Source organism: Bacteroides sp. BFG-637, assembly GCF_024793605.1.
GTDB lineage: Bacteria > Bacteroidota > Bacteroidia > Bacteroidales > Bacteroidaceae > Bacteroides > Bacteroides vicugnae.
The window spans coordinates 4,614,708-4,639,305 of the sequence record NZ_JANUPD010000002.1 but is presented as its reverse complement, the minus strand read 5'-3'; the positions used below and the strand labels follow the sequence as shown (position 1 = coordinate 4,639,305).

Below are 24,598 nucleotides of genomic sequence, written 5' to 3'. Positions count from 1 at the left end.
TATAGCATTATAATTTATACTTTATATTTATTTATACCAACGAGGATCACCACTTTTATTTTTTACAGCTTCTGCACCCTTAGGCTCAAAATTAACACCACCGTTAATTTGTGATAAGTCCAATTCCTGTAAGAAAGGACCTACGAACTCTGGGTCTTCAAGTGTAGCAAACGGATTTCCATTATCATCTTTTCGTCCTCCTGTATCATTACCGTTAGGAGTTCCACCATCAACTCCCCAAATAGTATTACCAACAGTTGATTTCTTATTATTACTTTGAAGATATTGATATAAACGATATACATCATAGAATATATTATATTCAACCTTCTGGGTTATTGAAGTCTTATCATTAGGTATATTATTACCAAAATCTTTATTTGAAAATGTTTTGCAAAATGTATTATTAATAATAATATGAGTTGAAGTATTATCGCTCTTTCCAAAATATTTCCAAGGTTGTGAGTTGTTTTGATAACGAATAAAATAAGCTGAACTATTTTTTACTAAATTATAGAATGTACAGTTCTTTATTGTCATATCTTTAATTGTACCTGTAGCACCATATAAATTAATAACCCCATTAGAACCAGAATTATTCATTTGTACGATACAATCCGTTATACGGAAATCACGTAAAGTCCATGGTTTCTTATTGCCATAAAGCAAGCTATTTTGTAGGTTTTTGATATTACATTCTTGAATAATTACAGGTTTATTGATGATATAACCATCTTGATTAGCTTCATCCTTATCATAACCTAAGCTCTTTATTGAGATCGTTTCACTTGGTTCCCCACTAAGAGTCAAAAAACCAGCTCCAGTCATTTCCGAGCAATCAAAATTGATAAATTTAATTTTCAATCCAGCTTGCGTTACCAATCCTCCATTAGCACCAATTTTTACTATTGGTCGATTCTCTTTATCAGTACTACGAAGCGTTATCACATTCAATCTAAAATCAACTACACCATTCAGGACATAAGCTTTACCAGCTTCTAAAGCAAAAGCTTGCTCTTTATCACTATCTTTCAATTGATTATTAATATACTCTGCTATATCTTCCCCTACAGGAATTGTTGTAGCAGGTACCAATGCTACATATTTAAAATCAGTGCTCTCTTGCGCTTCCTTATTATTCAGTTTTTCATTTCCAAGAGTCTTAATCTTTATTTTATAGGTGGCATCTTCCGTTTTCGTAAAAACGACAGACGAACCATCTACAATACTATCCTGCATCACAACTATAGGATTTTCTGCAGTTACTGTAGGATCTGCCGGATCTTCTATAAGAGATACATTAAGCAAATATCCTCCTGCTCCCATAACTACTGGCCATGTTATCTTTACACTTTCCGAGCCATCAGAGTTTGTCAAAGTTGAAAAGCTATTATCGTCGAGAATGGGCGATTCTAACTGTGTATTTGTCACACCTCCAGAAAAGGTTTCATTATCGTTAAAACCTTTAGCACAAGAAACAAATAAAAGAATTGCTGATAAGCCCCATAACTTCCCGGCAATCTTCATTTTAATCTTCATCTTACTCTTCATAGATTAAATTTTAATTTAAACAAAAATAATATATTATATCTTCAAAATCCAAAAGTTCTTTTTAAGGAAAGACGTACAATCAAAAAATATGTAATCACTTAAAAGGATAAAAAATAGATTTTGCGCTTTTTTCTCTCCCTTGTAATATTAACTATATCATAATCATCCTCCTATCTTTACTGAAACACTTCTTTCAAATACTTAATATTCGTGCCATAATTCTTCTTCACGTTTCGTACATCATCCTTATCACGTGAACGTTCTACTACTAGCCATCCACTCCATCCCATCTTGTCCAAAGTCTTTTTCACCTTATTCATGTCCAATCGTTCATTAAAAGGTAGAGTCACTCCATCTGTATCCGTACAGTGAATCTGGCAAATATTCTTTTTCCCCAGAATCTTCAATTCCTTACATAAATCCCTTCCATTCTCCAATGCATTTTGAAATTTAAAATAGATCTTGATTCCCGGAGAATTAATTTCTTTCAGCAGTTTCACATCTCCTTTAGCATCCAGTTGAGTTTCAATGCCGATAACTACTCCTTCAGAAGCAGCCATATCTCCCATCTCCTTCAAACGTTTTATAACTTCAGTTCGAAGTGCCGGATTCTTTTCCCATCCAGTTTCGATTCCCCCCAAAGGAAGAAAAGCTACCTTAGTATTCATTACTTTCATTGCATGAAAGCAGTCTTGAACCAACTCTTTATAATTAGCACGTTCCAGAAAAGACTGCCCGTAGAAACCGGACATAGCAATGGAAGAAACCTCTAATTGATATTTTTGAGCAGTTTCACGAAACAGTTGCTGAAAATGAGGTTCCCGCAATTTGTTATCAAACATTTCTCTCTTGCCAAGGCCACCCATATCCAACTCAACGCCGTCACCATTCAATTCGTGTACCAATTGAAATGAACCGATTTTCTGACGCTTCAAAATCATCCAGTCACATACAGCTATTTTATAACGTTGTTCCTTTTGCTGCGATCCGGCAATCGCTAATAGAGGGAAACACTCTGCAAGTATTAATATCCAAAGGATATGTTTGAATAAATTTCTTCTTATTTTCATCTTATTGCCTACAATTTACATAGTAGACGTATGAAAGAGATTTTTGTAATCACCTATAAAACAGAGAATAACTATAAATGTGGCAGAATGTGGCCTAATGAAAATAAGATAATGACGGTATCCGGAAGAAATAGTGACGCTATCATAGCCGGATACCGTCACTATCCCGAGCATATGGCGTCGCTATTTTCCGAGAAGTAATAATAAAAGTAAATGTAAAAAAATAGGCTGCCGGACCATAAAAGTCCGACAGCCCTGTCAACCCAAAAACGATACCTATGAAACACTGTGTGTTATTTCAATTCAAATTTTAAATATTTGCCGTGAACAAGTTCATCATGTGTGATATGATATTTATTGAACTTTTTTGCCATTCAGCAGTACCTTATCAATATATAAAGTTCCTGGTTGAGTGCGATTAGCTTCAATAATTAACTCTTTCTCTTTATACCATTTCGGATCTAACCGAATCGTTACCTTATTAAAAACCGGAGTCGTCAATGTGTATTCAGGCAGTCCGGGACAATCAGGATAAAAACCAATCATATTGAAAATAGCCCAAGAAGACATCGTTCCCGTATCATCGTTTCCCGGGATACCATCAGGTTTGGTAGTAAAGTACTTGTCTATTAAACGTTGCGTCTCTTTCTGTGTGCGCCATTCTTCACCTTTAAAGTATGAGAATAAATGGGCATAAGCAATATCCGGTTCATTTGCCGGGTCATAAAGCCCTTCGTCAAAAACCATTTGTAGCTTATCAATAAAAGGTTTCTTCCCACCCATTAGTTTTGCCAGACCATACACATCATGTGGCACATAGAATGTATAATTCCAGGAATTACCTTCATGGAAACCGGGATTCGGTTCAAAGTTCTCTCCTTGTCTCGGATTGAACGGACTGTAAAATGTTCCATCAGGAAGAATCGGACGGAAAGTACCAAATTCTTTGCTATAATAATGTTTATATCCTAAAGAACGCTTGTAGAACATCTCTGCATCTTTCTTTTTGCCTAAAGCCTCTGCAAAACGGGATAGTGCAAAATCGGCAATATAATATTCCAATGCATGAGATACAGAATTGTCATACTGTTCGCGAAGGGGCACATATCCCTTGGACATATAATCATCATTATCGGGACGCATCAAGTTTTCCGCTCCCGGTAACGTAGCAGACTTGTACATTGCTTCATAAGCCAGATCAACATCAAAATCACGCAAACCTTTCATCCAGGTATCTACAATCACCGGAATACTCGGGTCACCTTCCATTGTCAATGTTTCCCTGCCATATAACTCCCACTTAGGCAACCATCCATGTTCACGATACATATCAAGCATTGTACGTACCATTTCCATCTGACGTTCCGGATAAACCAAAGTCAACAATTGATGAACATTGCGGTAAGTATCCCAAAGAGAAAAGACAGTATAGCGATCTCCTTTTGTTGTCAGAATCTTATCACTTTCCATTGCCGGATATTCTCCGTTTACATCCTGCAAAATATTAGGATGAATCAGCAAATGGTAAAGTGCTGTATAAAATACAGTCTTTTGAGCATCCGTACCACCTTCTACAGTTATACGTGATAAGTCATCATTCCATTTGGAGCGTGCTTCAGCATGAATCTGCTCGAAATTCTTTCCAGCCTGTTCACGATTCAGATTCAACCGGGCATTTTCTATACTTACAAAAGAAACTCCCATTTGTACTTCTACCTGTTCACCTTCTTCTGTGTCGAAGGAGAAATAAGTACCGATGTCATCTCCTGCTATTTCTTTTCCGTAGCGAGTATAAAGTTTATATTTTCCCTGATCCGGATCCCATTCAGCCTCAACACCCGTCATCGCACGTTGTTTCTTCCAATACCCTGTTGCAGAAGGGCTCTTTTTAACTCGTAATACAAAGTAAATAGGAAATACAGCTTGAGGGTTATAACAGAATGTACCAAGCAATTTGACTCCTTCCACCTCACAATCGCTTACACGACGAAGCATGGCACCACTCTCATTCGTTAATCCTTCACCTAAATTCAACAATATATGACTTTTTCCTTTTGGAAAAGTAAAACGGGCAATGCCGGTACGCGGAGTAGCCGAGACTTCCGTTTTTACATTATATTTAGTCAGATAATTAGAATAATAACCCGGTGAAGCCTGTTCATCCTTATACTTACTACCATATTCTTTATAATCCACATTCAATTCTCCGGTAGTAGGCATCAGCAATAAAGAACCTAATTCCGGACAACCGACTCCACTCAAATTCACATGAGCATATCCGGTAAAGAAACAGTTTGTATATTCATAAGGCGTAGACCACCACCGGGCGTCTTTATCATAGGTATTTTCAGAAGATCCCATCACATTGAAAGGAACCACAGACATCATACCATTCGGACAAATCGCTCCGGGATTGGTAGTCCCGAAATTAGTAGTTCCGATAAAAGGATCTACATAATCTATCAAAAGACTTTTATCCGTATTTTTTAGGGGAGGGCTTCCCCCTTCCCCCGCATAAGCGGAAAGAAGGGAAAAAGCAAGTGTGTAAGTTAATATAATACGTTTCATATCTTAATTAAATGATACTCGTTCGTTTAGTAAAATCGATAATCTCTTTTATATATCCGAAAGCCATACCTACCACCGTATCTGCTGCACCATAATAAACAGCCACACGTTCACCATCCTGCAAAGCAGCACAAGGGAATACCACATTGGGAACATCACCTTGAAGTTCATAAGGAGCAGCCGGACCAATCAGGTATTCACGTGTACGGTAAAGGACTTTTTCCGGATGATCTTTATCTAGTATAGCAGCTCCCATAGCATAACGGAAACCGTTGCAGGTAGTAATAACGCCATGATAAAACAGCAACCAGCCTTCGTCAGTGAGGAAAGGCACTGATCCTGCACCAATCTTCGTACACTGCCAAGCACTTTCCGGGAAAGGAGTCACTTTCATTACACAGCGATGTTCACCCCAATATTTCATATCCGGGCTATAACTGATATATATATCACCGAACGGAGTATGTCCATTGTCACTCGGGCGACTTAACATCGCATACTTGCCATCAATTTTCTGTGGGAAAAGTACGCCATTACGGTTGAAGGGCAGGAATGCATTCTCACATTGGAAAAATTCCTTAAAGTCAAAAGTGTATGCAATACCAATTGTAGGACCATGATAACCATTGCACCAAGTCACCCAATAGCGATCTTCAATCCATGTAACACGGGGATCATATTTATATTCCGACTCAATCATTTCTGTATTACCAGCCTTAAACTGGATAGGTTCATGATTGATATCCCAATGAATACCATCCTTACTGAAACCTGTGAAGATATTCATTTGCACCGCTTTGTTATCACAACGGAATACACCGGCAAAACCATCCTCAAAAGGAACAACAGCACTATTGAATATACTATTAGATGAAGGAATATGATAACGTCCGATAACCGGATTTTGTGAGTAACGCCACATAACGTCCGTACATCCGACAGGACGATCTTCCCAAGGAATTTGAATTTTATTCATAATCGTTATTTTTTATATTATTATTTTTTTGAATCATCATACGTGAAAGGGATGAAATAAGTAATCAGGAAAGCTGGAATAGTTGCAATTAATACATAAATAAAGAAATTTCGATACCCAAGCAAGTCGCTAAGATAACCGCTCACCATTCCCGGAAGCATCACTCCCAGGTTCATGATTCCTGAAGCAAATGCATAATGCGACATTTGATGTTTTCCTGGAGCAATCTGTTGCATCATAAACAACGTCAGTCCGACAAAGCCAAAACCATAACCAAAATATTCCATTGTTATACAAGTTCCGATTAGATATACATTAGTAGGCTGTGCAACTGCCAAAAAAGTATAGGCTACGAACGGAAGATTAAAAATACAACAGAGAGTGAATAGTGTCTTTTTTAGTCCGAACTTAGAGACATAAATTCCTGCCAACAATGAACCTAGAACGAAAGCTGCAGAACCAAAGATACCATTCAGCGTACCGATCTCGGTTAATGACAATCCTAAACCACCTACATCTCTTGAAGCACGCAAAAACAGCGGAGCTATTTTCATGATAAATCCTTCTGCCAGTCGATACAAGATAATAAAAGCGATGTAATAGAAAATATGTTTCTTAGTAAAGAAATTCCCTATTACTGCTATCAATTCTTTTTTATTTCCGAAGTCGTCTTTTTAGTTGTTACGGGCACTTGTGTAGAAGGCAAGATTCTGATATGATAAATACCGATCAGTACCATTATTGCAGCAATCACGCCGAAAATAATCATCCATGCAGATGAATATGCCCCTTTATTAGCATCTATTGAAGCACCTTCTATCGCTCCAAAATGTTCTGCCAATGCTCCTGCCATAGCAACCAATCCTCCATTAGCGACCAATTTGGCTACATTATAAAAAGCACCTTGCACTCCGATATATTTTGCCTGATCTTCTTTGTTCAATTCAGCCATATATACACCATCACAAGCAATATCGTGTGTGGCTCCACTAAAAGCTATCACTGCCATCGTAGAGATACTTATAGCGAAAAAATAATCGAAGAACAAAGAAAAGGCTACTACTCCAAACAGTACACCGCTCAACAATTCTGTAATTAATACGAAGAATTTTTTCGTTTTATACATTTCAAGAAAAGGGCTCCACAAGAACTTCAATGTCCAAGGCATCATAATTAGAGAAGTCCAGAATGCAATTTGCGTATCCGAAATTCCCAGATCCTTAAACATGAAAACGGAAACCAAATTAATAGCAATAAAGGGAAGTCCCATTGCAAAATAAGCGGTAGGCACCCAGCAAGCCGGGCTAATAGTGTTTCGTTGAGAAGCAGTTTTATTCTGTTGCATAAATCATAGTATATAGATGAAAAAATCCATTTTTCTAACCCATCTATATATAATACAACTAAAAGGGGGAAACTACTAACGTCTCCCCCTACTTTTTTATTTTATTATCACTTCGTCTATAAAGAACCACGAAGGATGTCCTACACCGTAATGCCAAGTCGGGCATTCTTTCGTCCCGGTAACTTCTACTTTTACATAACGAGCTTTTACCGGTTCAACTGACTCTACCTTGACTCCACGGAATTTCACCTCCCCCGTACGCTCTTCCGGCAAATCAATCGTTTTCCAATGTGTATAATGCTCACCGTCATCAGTATACGAATAAACCACCTTTAAAGGGAAAAGAATCCATGCCCCTATTTGATGAAGAAAATCCGTTTCCACACTATGTATTTCTTTCGTTTCACCTAAATCTATAACAAATGCACCATCCGTTCCTTCCCAACCAATCCAACTATCAACAAAGGTTGCTCCACCAAACAAACCGTCAACCAATGCAGTCTTTCCTAACGCTGCATATTTTCCGGTAGGGGGAGTTATATAAGTAACCTTTGCTCCCAAAGCCAGACTATTCTCCTTTTGTGGCATGTAACGTTCCCGATACAATTTACAGTAGTCTATCGGTGAATTGGAACGCTCATTTAAGGTCGGGACTTGAAACTCTTTCACACGTTCCTCAAAAAGATCCAACTTCTTATTTATATCTACCAGGTCTTTTTCAGTCTCTGTCCGTGCGATCTCCAGTTCTGAATACTGAATTGGCAGACGCGCCCGTTGAACTCGCTTCAAGAAATCCGGCTCTGTTGCGACAGCCTTTTCGGCCAAATCAAATAAATGATTATAACGACGCATCAAAGCAGGCTTCAACATGCCATATTTATGTGATACAGGAGAATCATAAATCCATAATCTCTGTCCGCTACCTATTAATGCACCTTCCATAAGCTTTATGTATTGATAAAGATGTGGCGCAGCTTCACCATAATATCCATGTAGGAAATGTTGCATCAAAGAATCTACATTAGCTTCGGGATTCCACATTAACTTTGAAACTAAATAGGCACGAAGTTCGGCAAAATCTCCTCCCCTGCTCCCTGCTATTTGAGAGAAATGCATAGTGGCATGATTCTTCTTGAAAAGACGGATATTATCCTGTAAAATATGGAAGTTAGGAAAAGGGGCCAGATAATTATCAAAATTAATACCATAATCCCATACGAAAATATTATTGGTTATTTTAGACCATCCCTCCATGGCTTTCACAAATTCCTTTCCCGAAGCATTCTCTGTCAAGGTTACCTCACGATCGCAGTCAATATCACACAACATAATATTCACATTCGGCAAAGGCTTCACATGCTTCGGTGGATTCATCGTATACAGATAAGCCAATGTAGAAAACTCCTTATCCGGAAAACGAGCTGCCAACTTATTCAGAAAAGTAATCACACTTCCCGATAGTGCCCCTTCATAATCATCAATTGCCTTACAATCATCACAGGTGCAATTCGTATAATTACCATCATTCTGACTAACGGACATGATATGTTTATCGGGATTAGCTTTGAAAATAGAGTCAACACGTTGAGCTACAATCTCAAAAACTTCCGGATTACTCAAACACCACTGACTGGCTTTTCCCGGATGACGTTTTCCTTTAAAATAAGAATAATACTCCGGATGTTCTTTCCCATAAACAGATGAAGGCAGAAGCTTGTCAAATGTATGTACCCAATAACCGGCAGCAAACACTTCATTGGGTTCCTCTAAACGATTCCACCACTTATAAATAGAATCTGTACGGATGGCATAACATTGTGTCTGACGATAACGAAAGGCCGGGTTTTCGACTTTATTAATCAAGGGCAAGGTCACCGTCTTTTGAGGAGTAAAAGAATATTCATTCTCTCCCCAATAATCGACTCCCAGATATTGTTCCAACAAAGTGACAACTCCATATACAACTCCTTTTTCTTTTCCTGATATCCTTAAAATACCATTTTGAGTAGAAATAGAGAAACCATCTTCCGTCACTGTTTGAGGAGTTTGACCGCCAATCAGTATATCTCCTTTTCGAGGCGTTTTATCATATTCAATAGGAAGCCTGCTTTTCGAAATATGATAGAGAAAATGTTGTAAGAGCTCCGCTGATGTCTTACTATTTGGCATTTTGTCCTGCACAATGATACGAGCATTACTCTTGCCATCTTTTACTAGTGTTATTTGTGCTGAAACAGTACTACATACCATCAGCAAAACAGATAATAACCAATGTTTCATGTTTGTTAGAAATTAAGTTTATACGAGTATTTATTATAAATACAGTTCAGAAGAATAAAGTTCTAATAATTTATGAATACTTTAACATATAAAAAAAAGGATATGCCCTAAACTGGACACATCCTTCTCTTTTATATAAATTATTTACCTAGTACATTCTATTTATCAAATCTGATATTATGTTCCCACTTTTGAAGAGCACCATTAGAAGTTGCATCATGTCCGTTGCCTGTTGCATCTCTAAAGGAAGTGCCATCTCCTTCATCCATTGGCCAAAGAGCTATCAAATTCGGATTCTTAGGATTTACCTCAAAATACATATTGTTCACGATCTCCGATTCTGTACGCGCTACTTTCCACAGACGAACCTGGCTCATAGCACAATTATTACGGAAATAGCTACCACTATCAACTATTTTCATAAAATCAAAACGAACGTTTCCACCTTTTGGTGCAGGAGGGTCAAAGAATGTATCTTGTTTTCCATTTCTATAAATAGTAAGTGTTGTTCCATTATAAACGAAAGCCCAATGATACCAAGTATTTACCTCCAAATCACTAGCTGTTTGTTTCTGTCCTCCCAAGGACTTTATCTGTAGATAATTGTATGGTCTATTAGCATCCCCAAAACGGATATAAATTTCATGATCATTACTGCCGGATGTGAAAATAGCTTGGTTATTTATACTATAACCATCCATACGTACCCAAGCTTCCAATGTCCATGCATCCACCGTAATACCCCAATCTGTTTCAGGCAATGTTGTTACATTTCCGGCATTACCACGTAATACTGGAACAGAAACATTCAAAGGTTTTGCCAATACATAAATGAATCTACTCTGAACTTTTGATTTTGGAATATCACCTTTTAGAACATTTCCTAATGTGAGAGGAATGGCATAAGTGATACCATTAGTCACAAAATCATCTACATGAAGTCGATAACTGGCACTAATTTCACCTGCCGGAATCGTCACTGTAGCATTCTTCGGAAGCATATTTTCGGGCAACACTTCATATTCTGTACCGCTGGTTTCATTGTACTCGGCCAATAATTCAGGAGAGAACTGAATTTCCACTTCTACGTCTTCCTCAACTTTTTGGGCCAAACGCACGACAACGTTAATGTCTGCACCGTCATCCATAGTAACAGTAGTGGCAATGTCTGTACCAGCTGCATCTGTTATGTAAAGACTATTTGCCTGTACCTTGTATTCTGCATTCTCACATCCTGTAAGAAAGAATGCTGACAATACAATCATAAGACTTGATAAATAGATATATTTCATAATTTTCATTCTTATAAAATTCATTTAATCATTATTCCTCACTAACCGCATTCATGCGATCATAGAAATTTCTGTATATATTCGTAATTCCCTGGCGTAAGAAGTAATATTCCGGTGAGCCATCATAATCACCCTTACCCTGTGCATAGTCAAATCCTACCCTATAAAGACCACATCCGCCAATCAATTGATCTATCTCATAAGGTTTTCCATTAACAGTATAAGTACTTTTATATACGTAATTTGACATACCGAGGAATCCTCCTCCAGAATTGGCATAGGATTCAAAATTTTCGGTTGCTATGGTTCTGCGGACAATTTCATCCGGAGTGATGATCCCTTGCTGTATCCAATCATCCATATCACGTAACACTCCCGTCATTCTGTAATCTGCCATTCCACCATAAGCCTGCAATACAAAATAGTCTACATAATATGAAAGCCATTCTTTATCCATACCGGTTCGGATTCCGACCTCACCGTCAATTAAGAAAAGGAGACGTTTCTCTGGCATAGGACGGTCTCCACGATCGCGATTAGGATCCATAGCACCATGTCCAAACCAATAAGAGAGTTCCTCTACAAAGATGGTTCTCTGTACTTTATTTGACCAAAGCGGACCTACTCCCATTCCACCACCCGGTTCATAGTCCCAATCATAGCCATCATATCCACATTCGAGACAAGCTCTGTAAAGATCTTCGGCATAGGCTTTAATTGCAGGTCTTACTTTTTCCGGATCACTGCTAGTTCCGGCTTCGTGATAAATTTCTTTATCCGGAAGGTCATCGCCAATGTTTTGAGAAAATAAAGTAACGACCACCTTTGTACCTTTCACTTTTTGCACATATTCCATATCAGCCTTTCGTTCCGGAGTCAATTCAAATTTCGGATGTCCCCCCCAGTTGGAAGCAATGGTGACGGAATCAGGCAAACCTCTCAAGCTATTTTCACCGGTAGGAGAAGTTCCCGTCCAATTGTCGAACCATACAAACACTTGTGGAAGGCCCGGTGTCTCTTTCCATTTACGCAAAGCAGCAAAATATTCATCAGTCTTGACGGTTTGATTCAAATCAACATCATTAATAGATTCCACATCCGTACATCCAACGAAGAATGTTGCGGCAAATGCAAATCCTAATGCATTCTTTATATGCTTTATATTCATATTCTATATTTTATCAGGTTAAAAATTAGTTCTTTTTTGCCCACCACAAATCCGTAGCTCCAGTGTCCGGACCACCTAACATCGTTGCAATAGCTGCCGATACATTAGCAGAATTACTGGATTTTTCTGTTGTAGGATATGGCAAACGGCGAACCATACGTTTACTATCAATGTCACCTATATAGCCAACAGAGCTTAGATTGTCACGTGCAGTGAACAGCTCAGGATAGCCGGTACGACGATAATCACACCAAGCTTCAATTCCCAATGGATAGTTGGCAATCCATTTTTGAGTAATAATCTTCTGGAGCTTATTACTTCCGTTTTCCCACGCAACAGTAGGTACATCAGTAAATGAAATATTGTTTTGAGAATTCCATCGATCTGTATACCCTTGAGGAACAACTGTGCTTGAAAGGTAATCACCAATCTCTACACCATGTTGATTCATTGAAACCTGAATGCCCTGTTCATAGTAACTCTTAGCCGCTGCTGCTCCACCTGCAATCCATCCCTGTAAAGCTGCTTCCGCTTTCAAGAAATATGTTTCTGCCGCATAGAAAACCGGCATAGGAGAAGCTTCTGTAACAGCTGGTTTGGAATACCTTGCGGCACTACCTTCAACACTTTTACTTGTATCTTTAATGCCCATACGTACACCACGATACTCTCTATATGAAGTCGAGGTATTCATATATTTGCTAATACGCGGATCATTATATCCATTCATGTATGCGGAAAGTGTCGCATTGATAGCTAAGTCACCCCAATCAGAAGCGATCCAGAACGGATTATATGGCATAGAGGGGAAAAAGGCATTATCCTCATTAGATTCTATTACTCCCCCGTTAATCGCTTCCGCCATCATTTGTTTAGCATATTCCGTATCTTCAGTATTAGAGGCAATACGCACAGCCATGCGAAGTTTCAAAGAATTAGCATATTTGATCCATTTGCTAAAATCACCATTATATATGATATCATATTCGGCAACAGGCACTTCTTTTCCTTCATTTTCTTGAACAAAAGCCGAAAGCACATTAATACTACGTGTCAAATCATCAAACATATTATGATAGAGTGTTTTCAAATCATCGTATGCCACCTGAAATTCTCCTTTTCCCATTTCAGAATAAGGAATAGGACCATAAATATCGGCAACACGAAGCATAACGCCTACCCGAAGAATAGATGCCCACGCATAAATATACCCGGTACCCCCGGTAGATTCTTTTATTGTCTGAAAATTTGGATAAAATTCCGTAAACATATCTTTGTAAGGAACATCTACCCAGTCGGCACTAGGATTGAATGTTCCGAAATTAGTGCCATTCCAAGGAGCAGTTGTCGCGAAATACCCGCCATACTGTCCCACCATTTGTTCGGTGTGCTGACTGTTATTTTCCTGGCAGGCATTCAATAAACGAGTCATAGACACAAACAACGTACCTACCCGCTCTGTCGGAGTCATATCCTCTGGATACACGTCCGTTGGATGTGTATTTAATTCATCAAAGTTTCCCGTACACGAAGCGAATAGCAGAGTAGTAGTAAAAGCTGCCACGCTTACAGTCTTGATTATCTTGATTTTTTTCATTATTCGTTGCTTTATTAGAATTGTACTTTTATACTAAATCCCATGTTTCTTAAGCTAGGCTGCATGAAATAATCCACACCAGTATAGAAAGTGCTGGTAGATGACGCAACCAATTCAGGATCGAACGGTGCCTTGCAATATATCATAGCGAGGTTGTTTCCAATTAAACCTAATGTCACATCAGCAATGTTATATAACCATTTTTTAGGAAGTGTATATTCAAGACTAACCTCCTGCAAACGGATATTGGTTGCTTCGTACACATAATGGTCACCTTCACCAGTACCAGCCGCTACTATACCCAAATAATCTTTAGCAGACACATTTCTGTTGTTGATCATTACACCTCCAGCCTGACGAAGTTGCGCGCTATATTCGGAAACGCCACAACGGTCAAGAAACGCTTGTGTATTAGACACAACCAAACCACCAAAACGTCCACTTAACAATACATTCAGACGTATACCTTTATAAGTAAATGAATTTCTCCATCCTAAATTAACTTTTGGAAGCAATGAACCAATTTTCCGATATTCAGTCTCCACCATACTCGGCAAACCAGTCTTGGCATCCAAATAAATATAACCATTATTATCGCGTTTGAAGTCACGGTTGATATACAAGTCTCCCATAGAACCACCCTCTGTCAGACGTACTACCGGTGAAGTTGATCCTCCTAATCTAGCTTTGTCTACATAAGGCATTTCAATCGGTTCACCTGTTATTCTATTAGTTACACCATCTGCCAGCCTTTTGATTTTATTTTTATTATAAGTAAAAGTAAAATTACTGGACCAACCAAAATCACGCCATTCATTTTTGTATCCCAAAGCCATCTCTATACCCTGATTCTGTACACTACCTGCCTGGATGTTGACAGCTGTATAACCAGAACTTGCCGGAAGAGGTGCAGCAAACGTTTGGTTACGCGTATCAGAGTTGTAATAGGTAATATCAAAATTCAATGTATTTTTGAAGAAACGCATATTCAATCCCGCCTCATAAGATTTGGTAATTTCAGGTTTCAAATCAGAGTTCGGATACAGGGATTCTGCTTTGTATTGATCTAGTTGGTCGTCATACGTATAACGCACCTTTGTTAAATATGGATCATAGGCATTACCCACAGAAGTGAAAGAGAAACGCGCTTTCAAGAATGAAAACCATTCGGGCAAATCAATAACTTCACTCAAAATACTTGAAATACCAATAGAAGGATAGAAGAATGGTTTATTTCCTCTTTCTGAAAGAGCTAGAGAAGAATCCCAGTCAGCACGTCCGGTAAGACTTAAGTAGAGAAAACTTCTCCATCCAATTTCCGCATTGGCAAAAACTGATTGAGTCTGACGCTTTAAACCATCAGCATTTACTTTATAATAACCGCTGCGTGTCAGATTTTCGATAGTAAAATGGTTAGTCACATTATTCAAGTCTCCATGTAAAGAAGTCAATTCCATACGGAGATCTTTAATAGAAGCACCCAAATTGGCTGTTACATTAAACTCATTGAATGTTTTGTTGAAGTTCGCCAATACATCCGCATAAACTTGTCTGTCCAGACGGTTTTCTTCTTTATATCGCCCTTTCGAACCAGCAAAGTTACCAACTGTACCAGCGTGGAATTTTTCTGTATATTTACTTTCGGTATTATCAATGCTCACACGTCCTTGCACATTTAACCCATCAATGATGTTATATTGTAGGCTGGCAGCCAACTTATAACGTCTTCTATCATTCTCACGGTTCATGCGATTCATAATCCAATAAGGATTCTGAGATGAAACACCTCCTAAATCACCATATGGCCAATACTGTGTATTTACCCCCGATAAATCATCATAACGTTCATATACAGTTACATCAGAAAAGTCTTCGCCACGTGGAAACAAATACAAAGAAGTAAGCGGGTTGAAATACTGTCCTTGAGATACCATATTCTTATCGTTTTGAATAATATAGTTGGCACTTGTATCCAAAATAAACTTATTATTCAGAAAATTGGTAGTATTACGAAATGAGAAATTATATCTATCGTAGTCATTATTAGGCATAATGCCTGCTGCATTAGTTGTAGCTACAGAGATATAACTTTGACTCTTATCATTGCCAGTGGAAAGAGAAAGTGTATTAGATACATTACTTCCTGTGTTAAAGAACTTTGCAGGATCGTATCTCTTATCCGTTTCCAATCCCCAGCTCATCACTTCCCCCGTCATATTACCATAAGTATTCTGAAACTTTGGCATCATCATAGGATCGCTGAATGTAGTATTATTACTATAAGTCACAGTTGTCTTGTCAGCACGCCCTTTCTTAGTAGTAATTAAAACAACTCCATTAGCCCCTTCATATCCATATAATGCAGCTGCAGAAGGTCCTGTCAGCAATGACATACTTTCAATATCATCCGGATTAATGTCAGCTATTGATTCACTGCCCGGTTGCGTTGCCATCGCTCCATCACCACCAGAAGAAGCGCGATTGTACATTGGAATACCATCAATCACATAGAGTGCATTATTGTTTTGCGTGATAGATTTAGCGCCTCGCATTACCACCTTTACACCACCACCAGGACCTGAAGCACTAGAATTAATCTGCACTCCCGCTGCCTTACCAGCCAGTGCTCCCATAAAGTTTGTACTTTTTACAGTTGTAAGTTCATCCCCTTTCACCTGTTGTACATTATACGTCAAAGCTTTCTCCGAGCGCTTGATACCCAATGCAGTAACAACAACTTCATCCAATACTTGCGTATCTTCTCCTAAAGTTACTTTCAGAGGTTGAGCATTGGCAAGCGTGATTGCTTGGGAGAAACTGTGAAATATAAATATCTACCATAAAAAAATGATACAATATTACTACTGCGGCGATTTCTCTGCTGTCTCAAAAAAAAAATTATATTAATTGGAATGCACGATTATTGTCAAACGCAAATATTTACATTCTATCAGGTCGTGTAAAGTTGGATAAAACGATAAGAGTCCGGCAAAATGCCGGACTCTTATTTACAAATAACCGATTTTTTAATCAATTATTTTTTTTAGATACTCCATCTATTATTCAGCAGGGAATACATACATTTCACCATTGTTGTCATCAAACTTTCCAACCATTGGAAGGTCTAGCTTACTCTTGTCTCCATTATAGTAAGTAGCCCAGTTCCATATTTTAGTTGCATCGTCACTGATAACACCTGTCTCGTGATCGCGTTTTTGTCCATTACATGGATAGTAAAGTAGTAATCCTTGTTCGTCCGGATTTACCATCTTCCATGTATATCCTTTTATTTGTTGTGCGGTACGGGCAATATCCCAGAAACGGACTTCACGTACAAATTCATTAGAACCTCCCAACCAGAAACCTGTCAGCCCATATTCTCCGATTCTAATTTCACGTGATGCCACTAAGTCACCATTTACGTATACTAAGGTCATTTTGCCATCATAAACAAATGTAAGCATATACCATTCATTTGCTTTAGCTGCAAATTTACTTGATGGTACATCAATTTGTGATGCGCCTGTTTTTATTTGCAACTGATTAGGATTAATCGTCACATCTCCAAAACGAGTAAATATTTCATCAAGAGGACTAGAGTTAGGTGCCACTTTTGTTCCCCCAATGGATTTATTATTTGCATTATATGCAGACCGTTTAATCATAACCTCCATAGTCCACTGCTTAACTTTAAAGTCTTGTGGAAACATATCACCACTTTCACTTCCGGCATTATTCATAAGAAGTGCTTTGGTACGTGTACGTTTTTCTAAAATGATTAAAGCTTCCTCTTCATTTGGAACAAGAGTGACAGAGCCTTTAGACAAACGAATTGGTAATGCATAGTCTCCTTTCAAAGAAAATTTTAGGTCTTTCAATGAAACAGGAATAGACTGCATAGCCAAATTCGGCTTAAAAGTCATCACTGAAGGTATTTCATACATTTCAGACGGTAACATCAAATAGGATGTACCATTCTTTCTATTATATTCATCAAGCTGTGCCTGATCACCAACTTTCAAAGGAACTTCACATGCTTTATTCTCTTTTACAGCTAAGCCTACTTTTATATCTTTGATAAAATATTCCTTACCCTCTTCTACAAAAATCTGAATGGGACCATCAGCAGCTATATACGCACCTTGATCACTTCCGAAATCTTTTTGAGTATCTGTATACAATTCGTTCTGGCAACCTGCTAGAAGCAACGTACCAAACAGAGTCATAACTATTTTTTTCATTTTTCTTTCTGATTAAAATGTTTATTCAAATGTACCCGGATATACTTGGTTACCGTAATAAAGAGCGGTTCTAAGCCATTTATAAGAGGGTTCGTTAGCAAAGTCATATTCCATATGGAACGTACCAATGCCACCTATTCGTTTACCACTTGGAAGATTAAGTGTTGCATAATCAAATATTTGTGTTCCATTTTTTCCATTGAACTCCGTTCTAACCGAAGTATATCTTTGATTTGCGCTCCAATTAGCAGCATTATTCCCGGGATCAATACCTCCGCATCTCCAACACTGCTCAAATTCAACCGTGATAATTGTTTTGCGCTCCCAATCATCCAAATTAGGTTTATTGATTTTATTAATTACAGTGCTCGTATTTCTTTCCCAATAACACTGGTAAATATAATGGTCTATCAATTTGGATGTTTCTGTAGACAAAAGATCCGGCTGACCATCCATAACCAACATTCTTCCAGCAGGACGTAAACGAGCGCTTAGTGTCTCAATAAAAATCTGCATATTATTATTGCCAGTAGGGCTAATTGTCTGAGAAGTTGCTAAAGTACCACGATGACCATATCCTGGTTCATAGTCTATGTCAAAACCATCCAGATTAAATTTTTCAATACTATCACAAATGGCATTTGCATACGCTTTAACTCCCTCTTGAAAATTGCCTTTTCCTTTATCAGTTACCCAATATTCTGTAGCTGTCAATCCTTGAGGAGTCAACTGATCTCCCAAGTCTTGAATAATCCAGCATAATAAAGCCTTTCCTCCTTTCACTTCCTGGAAGAACTTTAAATCATTTTTTTGTTCATCAGATAGTCTTCCTCTTGTTCCCCAAAGAGATACAAAATCTACACTATCGGGTAACATCTTCAAATAATTTTGGGCATTTGTACCTTTTCCTGTCCAATTACCAAACCAACCAAACCCTTTTACATGAGGAGTCGTACGGTATTCTCTAAGTTGGCGGTAATATTCGCGTTGCGAAGGCATCAAATCCGCTTCGCTTTGAGCATCAATAAGAGGAATAAAACGATTTATTTCCTCTTGTTCTGGAAACACTTCACGTTCGGTGTCTGTCCAGTCAGAACATGCTGTAAAGCCAAGGACTGCAATACCGATGTATATATAATTACGTAAATTCATACTATTAATTGTTGTTTATTGATTATTAAAACAATTGATTGATTAATTTTGGACAGGTCTGTTAGTACGTACCCACCAAAGTTTAGTACCACCTTTATCCGGACCATTCAACAATGTAGTGATGGAAGACATATTGGGATTACCACTATATTCTTTTGCTGCAAAACTGAAACGTTCTGGAGCTCTGGTTTTCTCTGTCGCACCTATCTTATTGTACAGAGTATTATCAAATACACTAGCCAAATAAGGAAATCCAGTCCGACGATACTCTGTCCAAGCTTCTACCCCATTAGGATAAAGAGCCAGATATTTCTGTGTGATAATCCGTTGCAGTTTCGTTTCCTCTGAAGCTGCATCATCCCATTTAGGAGTTATATTTCCTGCAGTAATATCAGAATTATAGGATTTGCCACCAGCATAGTAATAGTTACTTGGCGAATTTAGTGTTGCAGGTTGTGCACTATTGTTTAAATAGGTAGTGGCTGCTGCTTCTGCAATGCCCCATTCATCCATAGACAGTCTTACTCCTGCCTCATATAAGTCTTTCACATTTCCTTCAGTTAAACCATACAATGCAGCTTCGGCCTTCAAAAAGAAAGTTTCGGAAGCTCTGAACCAGTATAAAGGATCTGCGTTTTCTACTTTCGGGCAAGAAGCGAACTCTGCGGTATTGTCGCCTTCGGCCTTGCCTAAGGTATTACCGGGAGCAATACAATAGTATCCACTAACCTTGTTGTATGTACCCTTTGTGTAATATTTGTCTATTCGGGGATCGTTATAACCTGTTAAGTAAGACCAAGCTGTGGCACCCATGCGGTTTTCTTTGTAATCGATTGTTGCGATTAAAGAGTTTAATAATGGGAATTTACTTGTATTACCAATTTTTGCTTCCATCTGTTTTACTTTCAATCACGCCTCCATTCCTCGGATTCAACGCTTTCTGAATATATTCTACAGCTAAATCTTTGTTGACAAAGTGAGTACGAACTGCCATTCTCAACATTAATGAGTTGGCCAATTTAGTCCATTTAATTGGATCTCCGTCATAAATCAAATCGTACTTCGGCATAATCTTAGAAGTCGATTTGTTCAGAATATCAGCACAAGTAGCTAAATCTTTCAACATAGCTTTATATACGTCTTCCTGCTTATCCAACATTGGAGCGATGTCACCATTTCCTGCGTTAGAATATACAATAGGGCCAAAACAGTCGGTAGCTCTTAACCAACCAGCAACTCTTACGACATTAAATATTGCCATAATTTCTTGTTTCTCTGGTTCTTCGCTATTTCCAATCTTTTGATATATTTGCACCCAAGGCTGATATACTTTCATATAAAGTTGTTCGTATGCATAACTCATTCGATTGTCAGCAAAATCCCATGTAGCTTCTGTACTTAGTTTCCAGTTATTATTCATGCCAAAAAAGCCGATATATTGGGCTGATGACATCACATCTGTAACTGCCAGATCATTACCCGGATCAGTTGTTTTACTTGGCGAACCGATGGGAATAACACGTTGCTGCATTTCCATCAACTGAGTTCCGTAGATTAATCCACCTGCTTCCAGTTCTTCGTCTGTTACACCAGTAGTACTTTTATTGATATCTATATAATCCTCGCAAGCTGTTAATAAGCCTAGCGAAAAGACCACTAATAAGTATTTCTTAAATTTCATAATTTCAATTATTAATAAATAATTAGAATCCAAATTTCAAACTAAAACCATACGTACGACTGCTAGGCAGCATAAAATAGTCATAGCCTTGACCAAATGTACCTGTAGATGCTGTTAATTCAGGATCATAAGGAGCCTTATTATAGATCATCCATAAGTTAGTACCATACACGGAAATATTTACGTTCTTCACTACATCACCGAACCACTTGTTAGGTAGGGTATAACCGATACTAGCTTCTTGTAGACGAACGTTTGTTGCAGAATATACATAATATGAGTCTAAGTCATAAATAGTCCCATAATAATCTTCCGGTTGCATCTTTATATTACCTAGCATTACATAACCTGCGTCGCGAGCATTAGCTGATGCTTTAGATACACCAAAACGGTCTAAGGTGGCTTGGGTCTTTGAGATTACGTTACCACCGATTCTTGCAGTAAACATGACATTAGCATTAATACCCTTATAGTTGAATCCATGTCTCCAGCCTAAGTTCCATTTAGGATTGACTGACCCGATCTTAAACGGTGTAGTCTTTTCTGTAGCCAAGGTCTGTCCTGGATTGTAGAGAACATATCCTTCTTCATTCCTTTCAACTCGGCGGTCGGCATATAACGCACCCACTTCACCTCCTTCACGGAGACGGAAGCGTCCCAGTTGAATATCACTTAAATCCAGCAATTCGCCATTAACAGGGTTCTTTACATTAGAAGCTAACTTCTTAATTTTGTTTCTGTTGGCAGTAGCTGTGAAAGTAGTATTATAATTAAATTCACCGAATGTCTGATCATAGCCTAATGTCATCTCAATACCTCTATTCTGTACATTACCAGCTTGAACATACATATATTTATATCCACTGCTTCCTGGCATATCAGCTTTCAATAACTGATTGTAAGTATTAGAATGATATACTGTCACACCCAAAGTAATTGTATTGTTAAACCATCTGGTATCGATTCCTAATTCGTACGAACGAGTACGTTCAGCTTTCAAATCACTCAAAGGATAGTATTCGAAAGGAGATACAGTACCATTTTCTAGTTTATGAGTAATCGTTCCTGGTGTCAGACCTGTAAATGGAATCGGAGAACCTACTTCTGTAAATGAGCCTCTAACTTTGAAATAACCTAATACAGGATTGATACTTTCACGAATATTATCAGGCAAAAGCTCGGTAACAATAGCAGAAAGACCTACTGATGGATAGAAAATCCATTGCTCTTTACTATTAACCAATTGCGATGGTTTATCTGCACGCCCAGTTAATGTTAAATACAAGGCTGAATTCCATGCAAGTTCTGCGGATGCGAAAGTTGCAAAGTTTTGCGTACGAGAATCACCTCCTGTTTCAAAAGGACTGGCTACAGATGGATTTACATTTCCATAAGTGAATTTGTTGGGTACCAATAATAAGTCTCCACCATATCCATGTCCTTTGGTATCATATTCTTCGAAAGATACACCCGCATTCACTGTAGCATGATAAACTTGGGCAAACTGTTTGTCAAAGTTTATCATGATATCTGCATATTTCTGTTTGTAAAATTCATTTGAGTATTTATAACGGCCATTTTCTCCGGCAAAAGTACTGGTAGTAGATGCATAGCGTCTGTCTTCTGATTCGGAATATGTATTATCCATACGGAGACGACCTGCAACATTCAAAAAACTTGTTATATCATATTTCAAGCTCGAATACAACATGTAGCGGTCTTTAACTTCAGGACGCAAGTTACGGTAGGCAATCCAATATGGATTCTGTACATCCATACCCATACTACCTGGTTGCCAACTCTGTGCATTATATCCCAATTCATTATCATAGCGTTCGAAATACTTTTCACTTTCAAAGTTCATACCTCGCGGATATAGATAAGCTCCTACGATAGGGTTAAAGTATGTACCAAAAGATACCATGTTATTGTAGTATTCGCGAACATAGCTAGCAGATACATCTAATGTTAACTTATCATTCAGGAATTTTGCAGTATTGCGGAATGTTACATTATAACGGTGATATTTATTATTTTCAACCATACCATTAGAGTTCACTGCGGAAGCAGAAATATATGTCTGATTTTTCTCTGTTCCCATTGAAAGGTTGAACGAATTATTGAAAGTAGCTCCTGTATTATAGAAGTCTCTAGGCTCCCAGGAATATGGATTCTCCATTTTTTCTCCCCAAGAAAAGTAATTACCCGAAACATTTCCATAAGTGTTCTGAAATTCCGGCATTACGAATGGATTGGCAAATTCTACTGAAGAGGATACATTCAAACGCATAACGCCTTGTGCACCTTTCTTTGTATTGATTAAGATAACACCATTAGCTGCGTTTGCACCATACAACGCAGCAGCTGATGGCCCGGTCAATACAGATAAGCTTTCAATATCATCTGGATTGAAATTAGCTATACCTTCACCGGAGGTCATTCCTACAAAGCCTGTACCGTCTCCCGAACGATCAGCTTTATTTCCGATAGGTACACCATCCACTACATATAGTACATTGTTCTGACCTGCAATGGATTTATTACCGCGCATCACAACGCGAGTACCACCACCCACACCGGATGCACTACGTTGGATGTTTACACCAGCAACTTTTCCATTCAAACTATTCATAAAGTTGGCGTCTTTCACTGTTGTCAGTTCATCACCTTTTACTTGCTGTACATTATAGCTTAATGCTTTCTCGGAACGTTTGATACCTAATGCTGTAACAACTACTTCGTCCAGCACTTTTGTATCTTCACCCATTGAGATTTTCAGAGGTTGAGCATTGGCAAGCGTGATTGCTTGGGAGGCATAACCGATATAAGATACTTCAAGTACATCACCTTTGGCAGCCTGTATTTTGAAATTTCCATCCATATCAGTGATAGTACCATTTGAAGTTCCTTTTACCAGAATACTAACTCCGATCAATGGTTCTCCTTTTGAATCGGTAACAGTACCACTCGCCATAATTGGAGTTTTTTTCTGCTGATCTTCTTTATTACTCTTTGCAGAAAGTACAATATGATTATCTACTATTGAAAAACTGACATTAACTCCTCTGAACAACTGATTCATTACATTATTCAGAGATTCTTTTGTTACCTTGATGGATACGATGCGATTTATATCGACATCATTTGTGTTATAGACTACTGACATTGAGGTTTGTCTCTCAACTTCTTTCAAAGCAGTATTTAAGGGTACTTTTGATAGATTAAGAGTGATCGTTCGTTCTTGCCCATAAACTGAAGCAAAACACGAAGCCAACAAAAGGAAGAATAACAAGTATGAGAACTTGTGTTTTATAATTTCTTTCATCTTATTCTTTTTAATTAGAAATAGTTTTTAGAGAGTTTAATTAGTGGCGGTAACTAAAATTACCGTTTTCACACAAAGGTTTCATGTATCTCTGTTTCTCATAATTAATAAATTTAAAGGTTACACTTAAAATAAATTCCATAAGCGCTTATTCAATAGTAATACATTCTATGTTGTAACCTTACTAAACGAAGATAAGATTTTTTTTTGAAAAAAATATAATAGAAGCAAATTCCTAATTGAAAAATAAATACTCAAATATTTGATAAATAGAATCTTATACACTTATTGAAATCAGGCTGATTTATTATATTTGCATACATTTTGCATACAAATCATGTATATTTCAGTT

General features: G+C 38.0%; 14 protein-coding genes and 2 pseudogenes. 1 reads left to right on the top strand and 15 read right to left on the bottom strand.

Translation table 11 applies throughout. The features are described 5' to 3' along the window. Window positions 1-27 precede the first annotated feature (27 nt). Entirely contained in the window at window positions 28-1,551 is a 1,524-nt protein-coding gene (locus NXX38_RS18035) for a DUF4992 family lipoprotein (RefSeq protein ID WP_195650372.1), read from the bottom strand. A gap of 176 nt (window positions 1,552-1,727) precedes the next feature. Then, on the bottom strand, window positions 1,728-2,615 hold the full coding sequence (locus tag NXX38_RS18030; protein ID WP_167511867.1) for a sugar phosphate isomerase/epimerase family protein: 888 nt from the start codon (window positions 2,613-2,615) through the stop codon (window positions 1,728-1,730). Window positions 2,616-2,651: 36 nt separating this feature from the next. Here NXX38_RS18030 and NXX38_RS18025 point away from each other — a divergent pair, with 36 nt between their 5' ends. Continuing rightward, window positions 2,652-2,822, top strand: a complete 171-nt coding sequence (locus NXX38_RS18025) for a hypothetical protein (RefSeq protein ID WP_165860938.1) — start codon at window positions 2,652-2,654, stop codon at window positions 2,820-2,822. 92 nt (window positions 2,823-2,914) lie between these two features. Here the strand turns inward: NXX38_RS18025 and NXX38_RS18020 are convergent. From NXX38_RS18020 to NXX38_RS17965, 13 genes and pseudogenes are all read right to left on the bottom strand, one after another. Next, a pseudogene (locus NXX38_RS18020) lies at window positions 2,915-5,189 on the bottom strand (GH92 family glycosyl hydrolase). A 7-nt stretch (window positions 5,190-5,196) separates the two neighbouring features. Further along, complete coding sequence (locus tag NXX38_RS18015) at window positions 5,197-6,165, bottom strand: 1,4-beta-mannosyl-N-acetylglucosamine phosphorylase (RefSeq protein WP_117933585.1); 969 nt, start codon at window positions 6,163-6,165, stop codon at window positions 5,197-5,199. Between the two features lie 20 nt (window positions 6,166-6,185). Continuing rightward, window positions 6,186-7,510: pseudogene (locus NXX38_RS18010) on the bottom strand (MFS transporter). Window positions 7,511-7,606: 96 nt separating this feature from the next. Continuing rightward, window positions 7,607-9,790 carry a DUF4838 domain-containing protein gene (locus tag NXX38_RS18005; protein WP_258980525.1) on the bottom strand — a complete coding sequence of 728 codons (2,184 nt, stop codon included), beginning with the start codon at window positions 9,788-9,790 and terminating at the stop codon, window positions 7,607-7,609. Window positions 9,791-9,948: 158 nt separating this feature from the next. After that, window positions 9,949-11,082 (bottom strand): DUF1735 and LamG domain-containing protein, encoded by a 1,134-nt coding sequence (locus NXX38_RS18000; protein ID WP_258980524.1) that lies wholly within the window; start codon window positions 11,080-11,082, stop codon window positions 9,949-9,951. A gap of 31 nt (window positions 11,083-11,113) precedes the next feature. Further along, window positions 11,114-12,250, bottom strand: coding sequence for a glycoside hydrolase family 18 (locus tag NXX38_RS17995; protein WP_148366788.1), 1,137 nt, complete (start codon window positions 12,248-12,250; stop codon window positions 11,114-11,116). 25 nt (window positions 12,251-12,275) lie between these two features. After that, entirely contained in the window at window positions 12,276-13,847 is a 1,572-nt protein-coding gene (locus NXX38_RS17990; protein WP_148366789.1) for a SusD/RagB family nutrient-binding outer membrane lipoprotein, read from the bottom strand. Window positions 13,848-13,861: 14 nt separating this feature from the next. Beyond that, a complete protein-coding gene (locus NXX38_RS17985; protein ID WP_254883847.1) occupies window positions 13,862-16,627 on the bottom strand; it encodes a SusC/RagA family TonB-linked outer membrane protein in 2,766 nt (921 codons plus the stop codon). 279 nt (window positions 16,628-16,906) lie between these two features. After that, window positions 16,907-18,088: a DUF1735 and LamG domain-containing protein gene (locus NXX38_RS17980; protein ID WP_234132224.1), complete on the bottom strand. Its 1,182-nt coding sequence runs from the start codon at window positions 18,086-18,088 to the stop codon at window positions 16,907-16,909. A gap of 21 nt (window positions 18,089-18,109) precedes the next feature. Continuing rightward, window positions 18,110-19,240, bottom strand: coding sequence for an endo-beta-N-acetylglucosaminidase family protein (locus NXX38_RS17975; protein ID WP_234132223.1), 1,131 nt, complete (start codon window positions 19,238-19,240; stop codon window positions 18,110-18,112). 42 nt (window positions 19,241-19,282) lie between these two features. Next, window positions 19,283-20,134, bottom strand: coding sequence for a SusD/RagB family nutrient-binding outer membrane lipoprotein (locus NXX38_RS26805; protein WP_309600940.1), 852 nt, complete (start codon window positions 20,132-20,134; stop codon window positions 19,283-19,285). Continuing rightward, window positions 20,115-20,921 (bottom strand): SusD/RagB family nutrient-binding outer membrane lipoprotein, encoded by an 807-nt coding sequence (locus NXX38_RS26800; protein ID WP_309600939.1) that lies wholly within the window; start codon window positions 20,919-20,921, stop codon window positions 20,115-20,117. Before NXX38_RS26800 ends, NXX38_RS26805 begins: the two co-directional genes overlap by 20 nt. 22 nt (window positions 20,922-20,943) lie before the next feature. Next, the gene (locus tag NXX38_RS17965; RefSeq protein ID WP_258980512.1) at window positions 20,944-24,246 is read right to left on the bottom strand and encodes a SusC/RagA family TonB-linked outer membrane protein; all 3,303 of its coding nucleotides are present in this window, start codon (window positions 24,244-24,246) and stop codon (window positions 20,944-20,946) included. Between the last annotated feature and the right edge of the window lie 352 nt (window positions 24,247-24,598).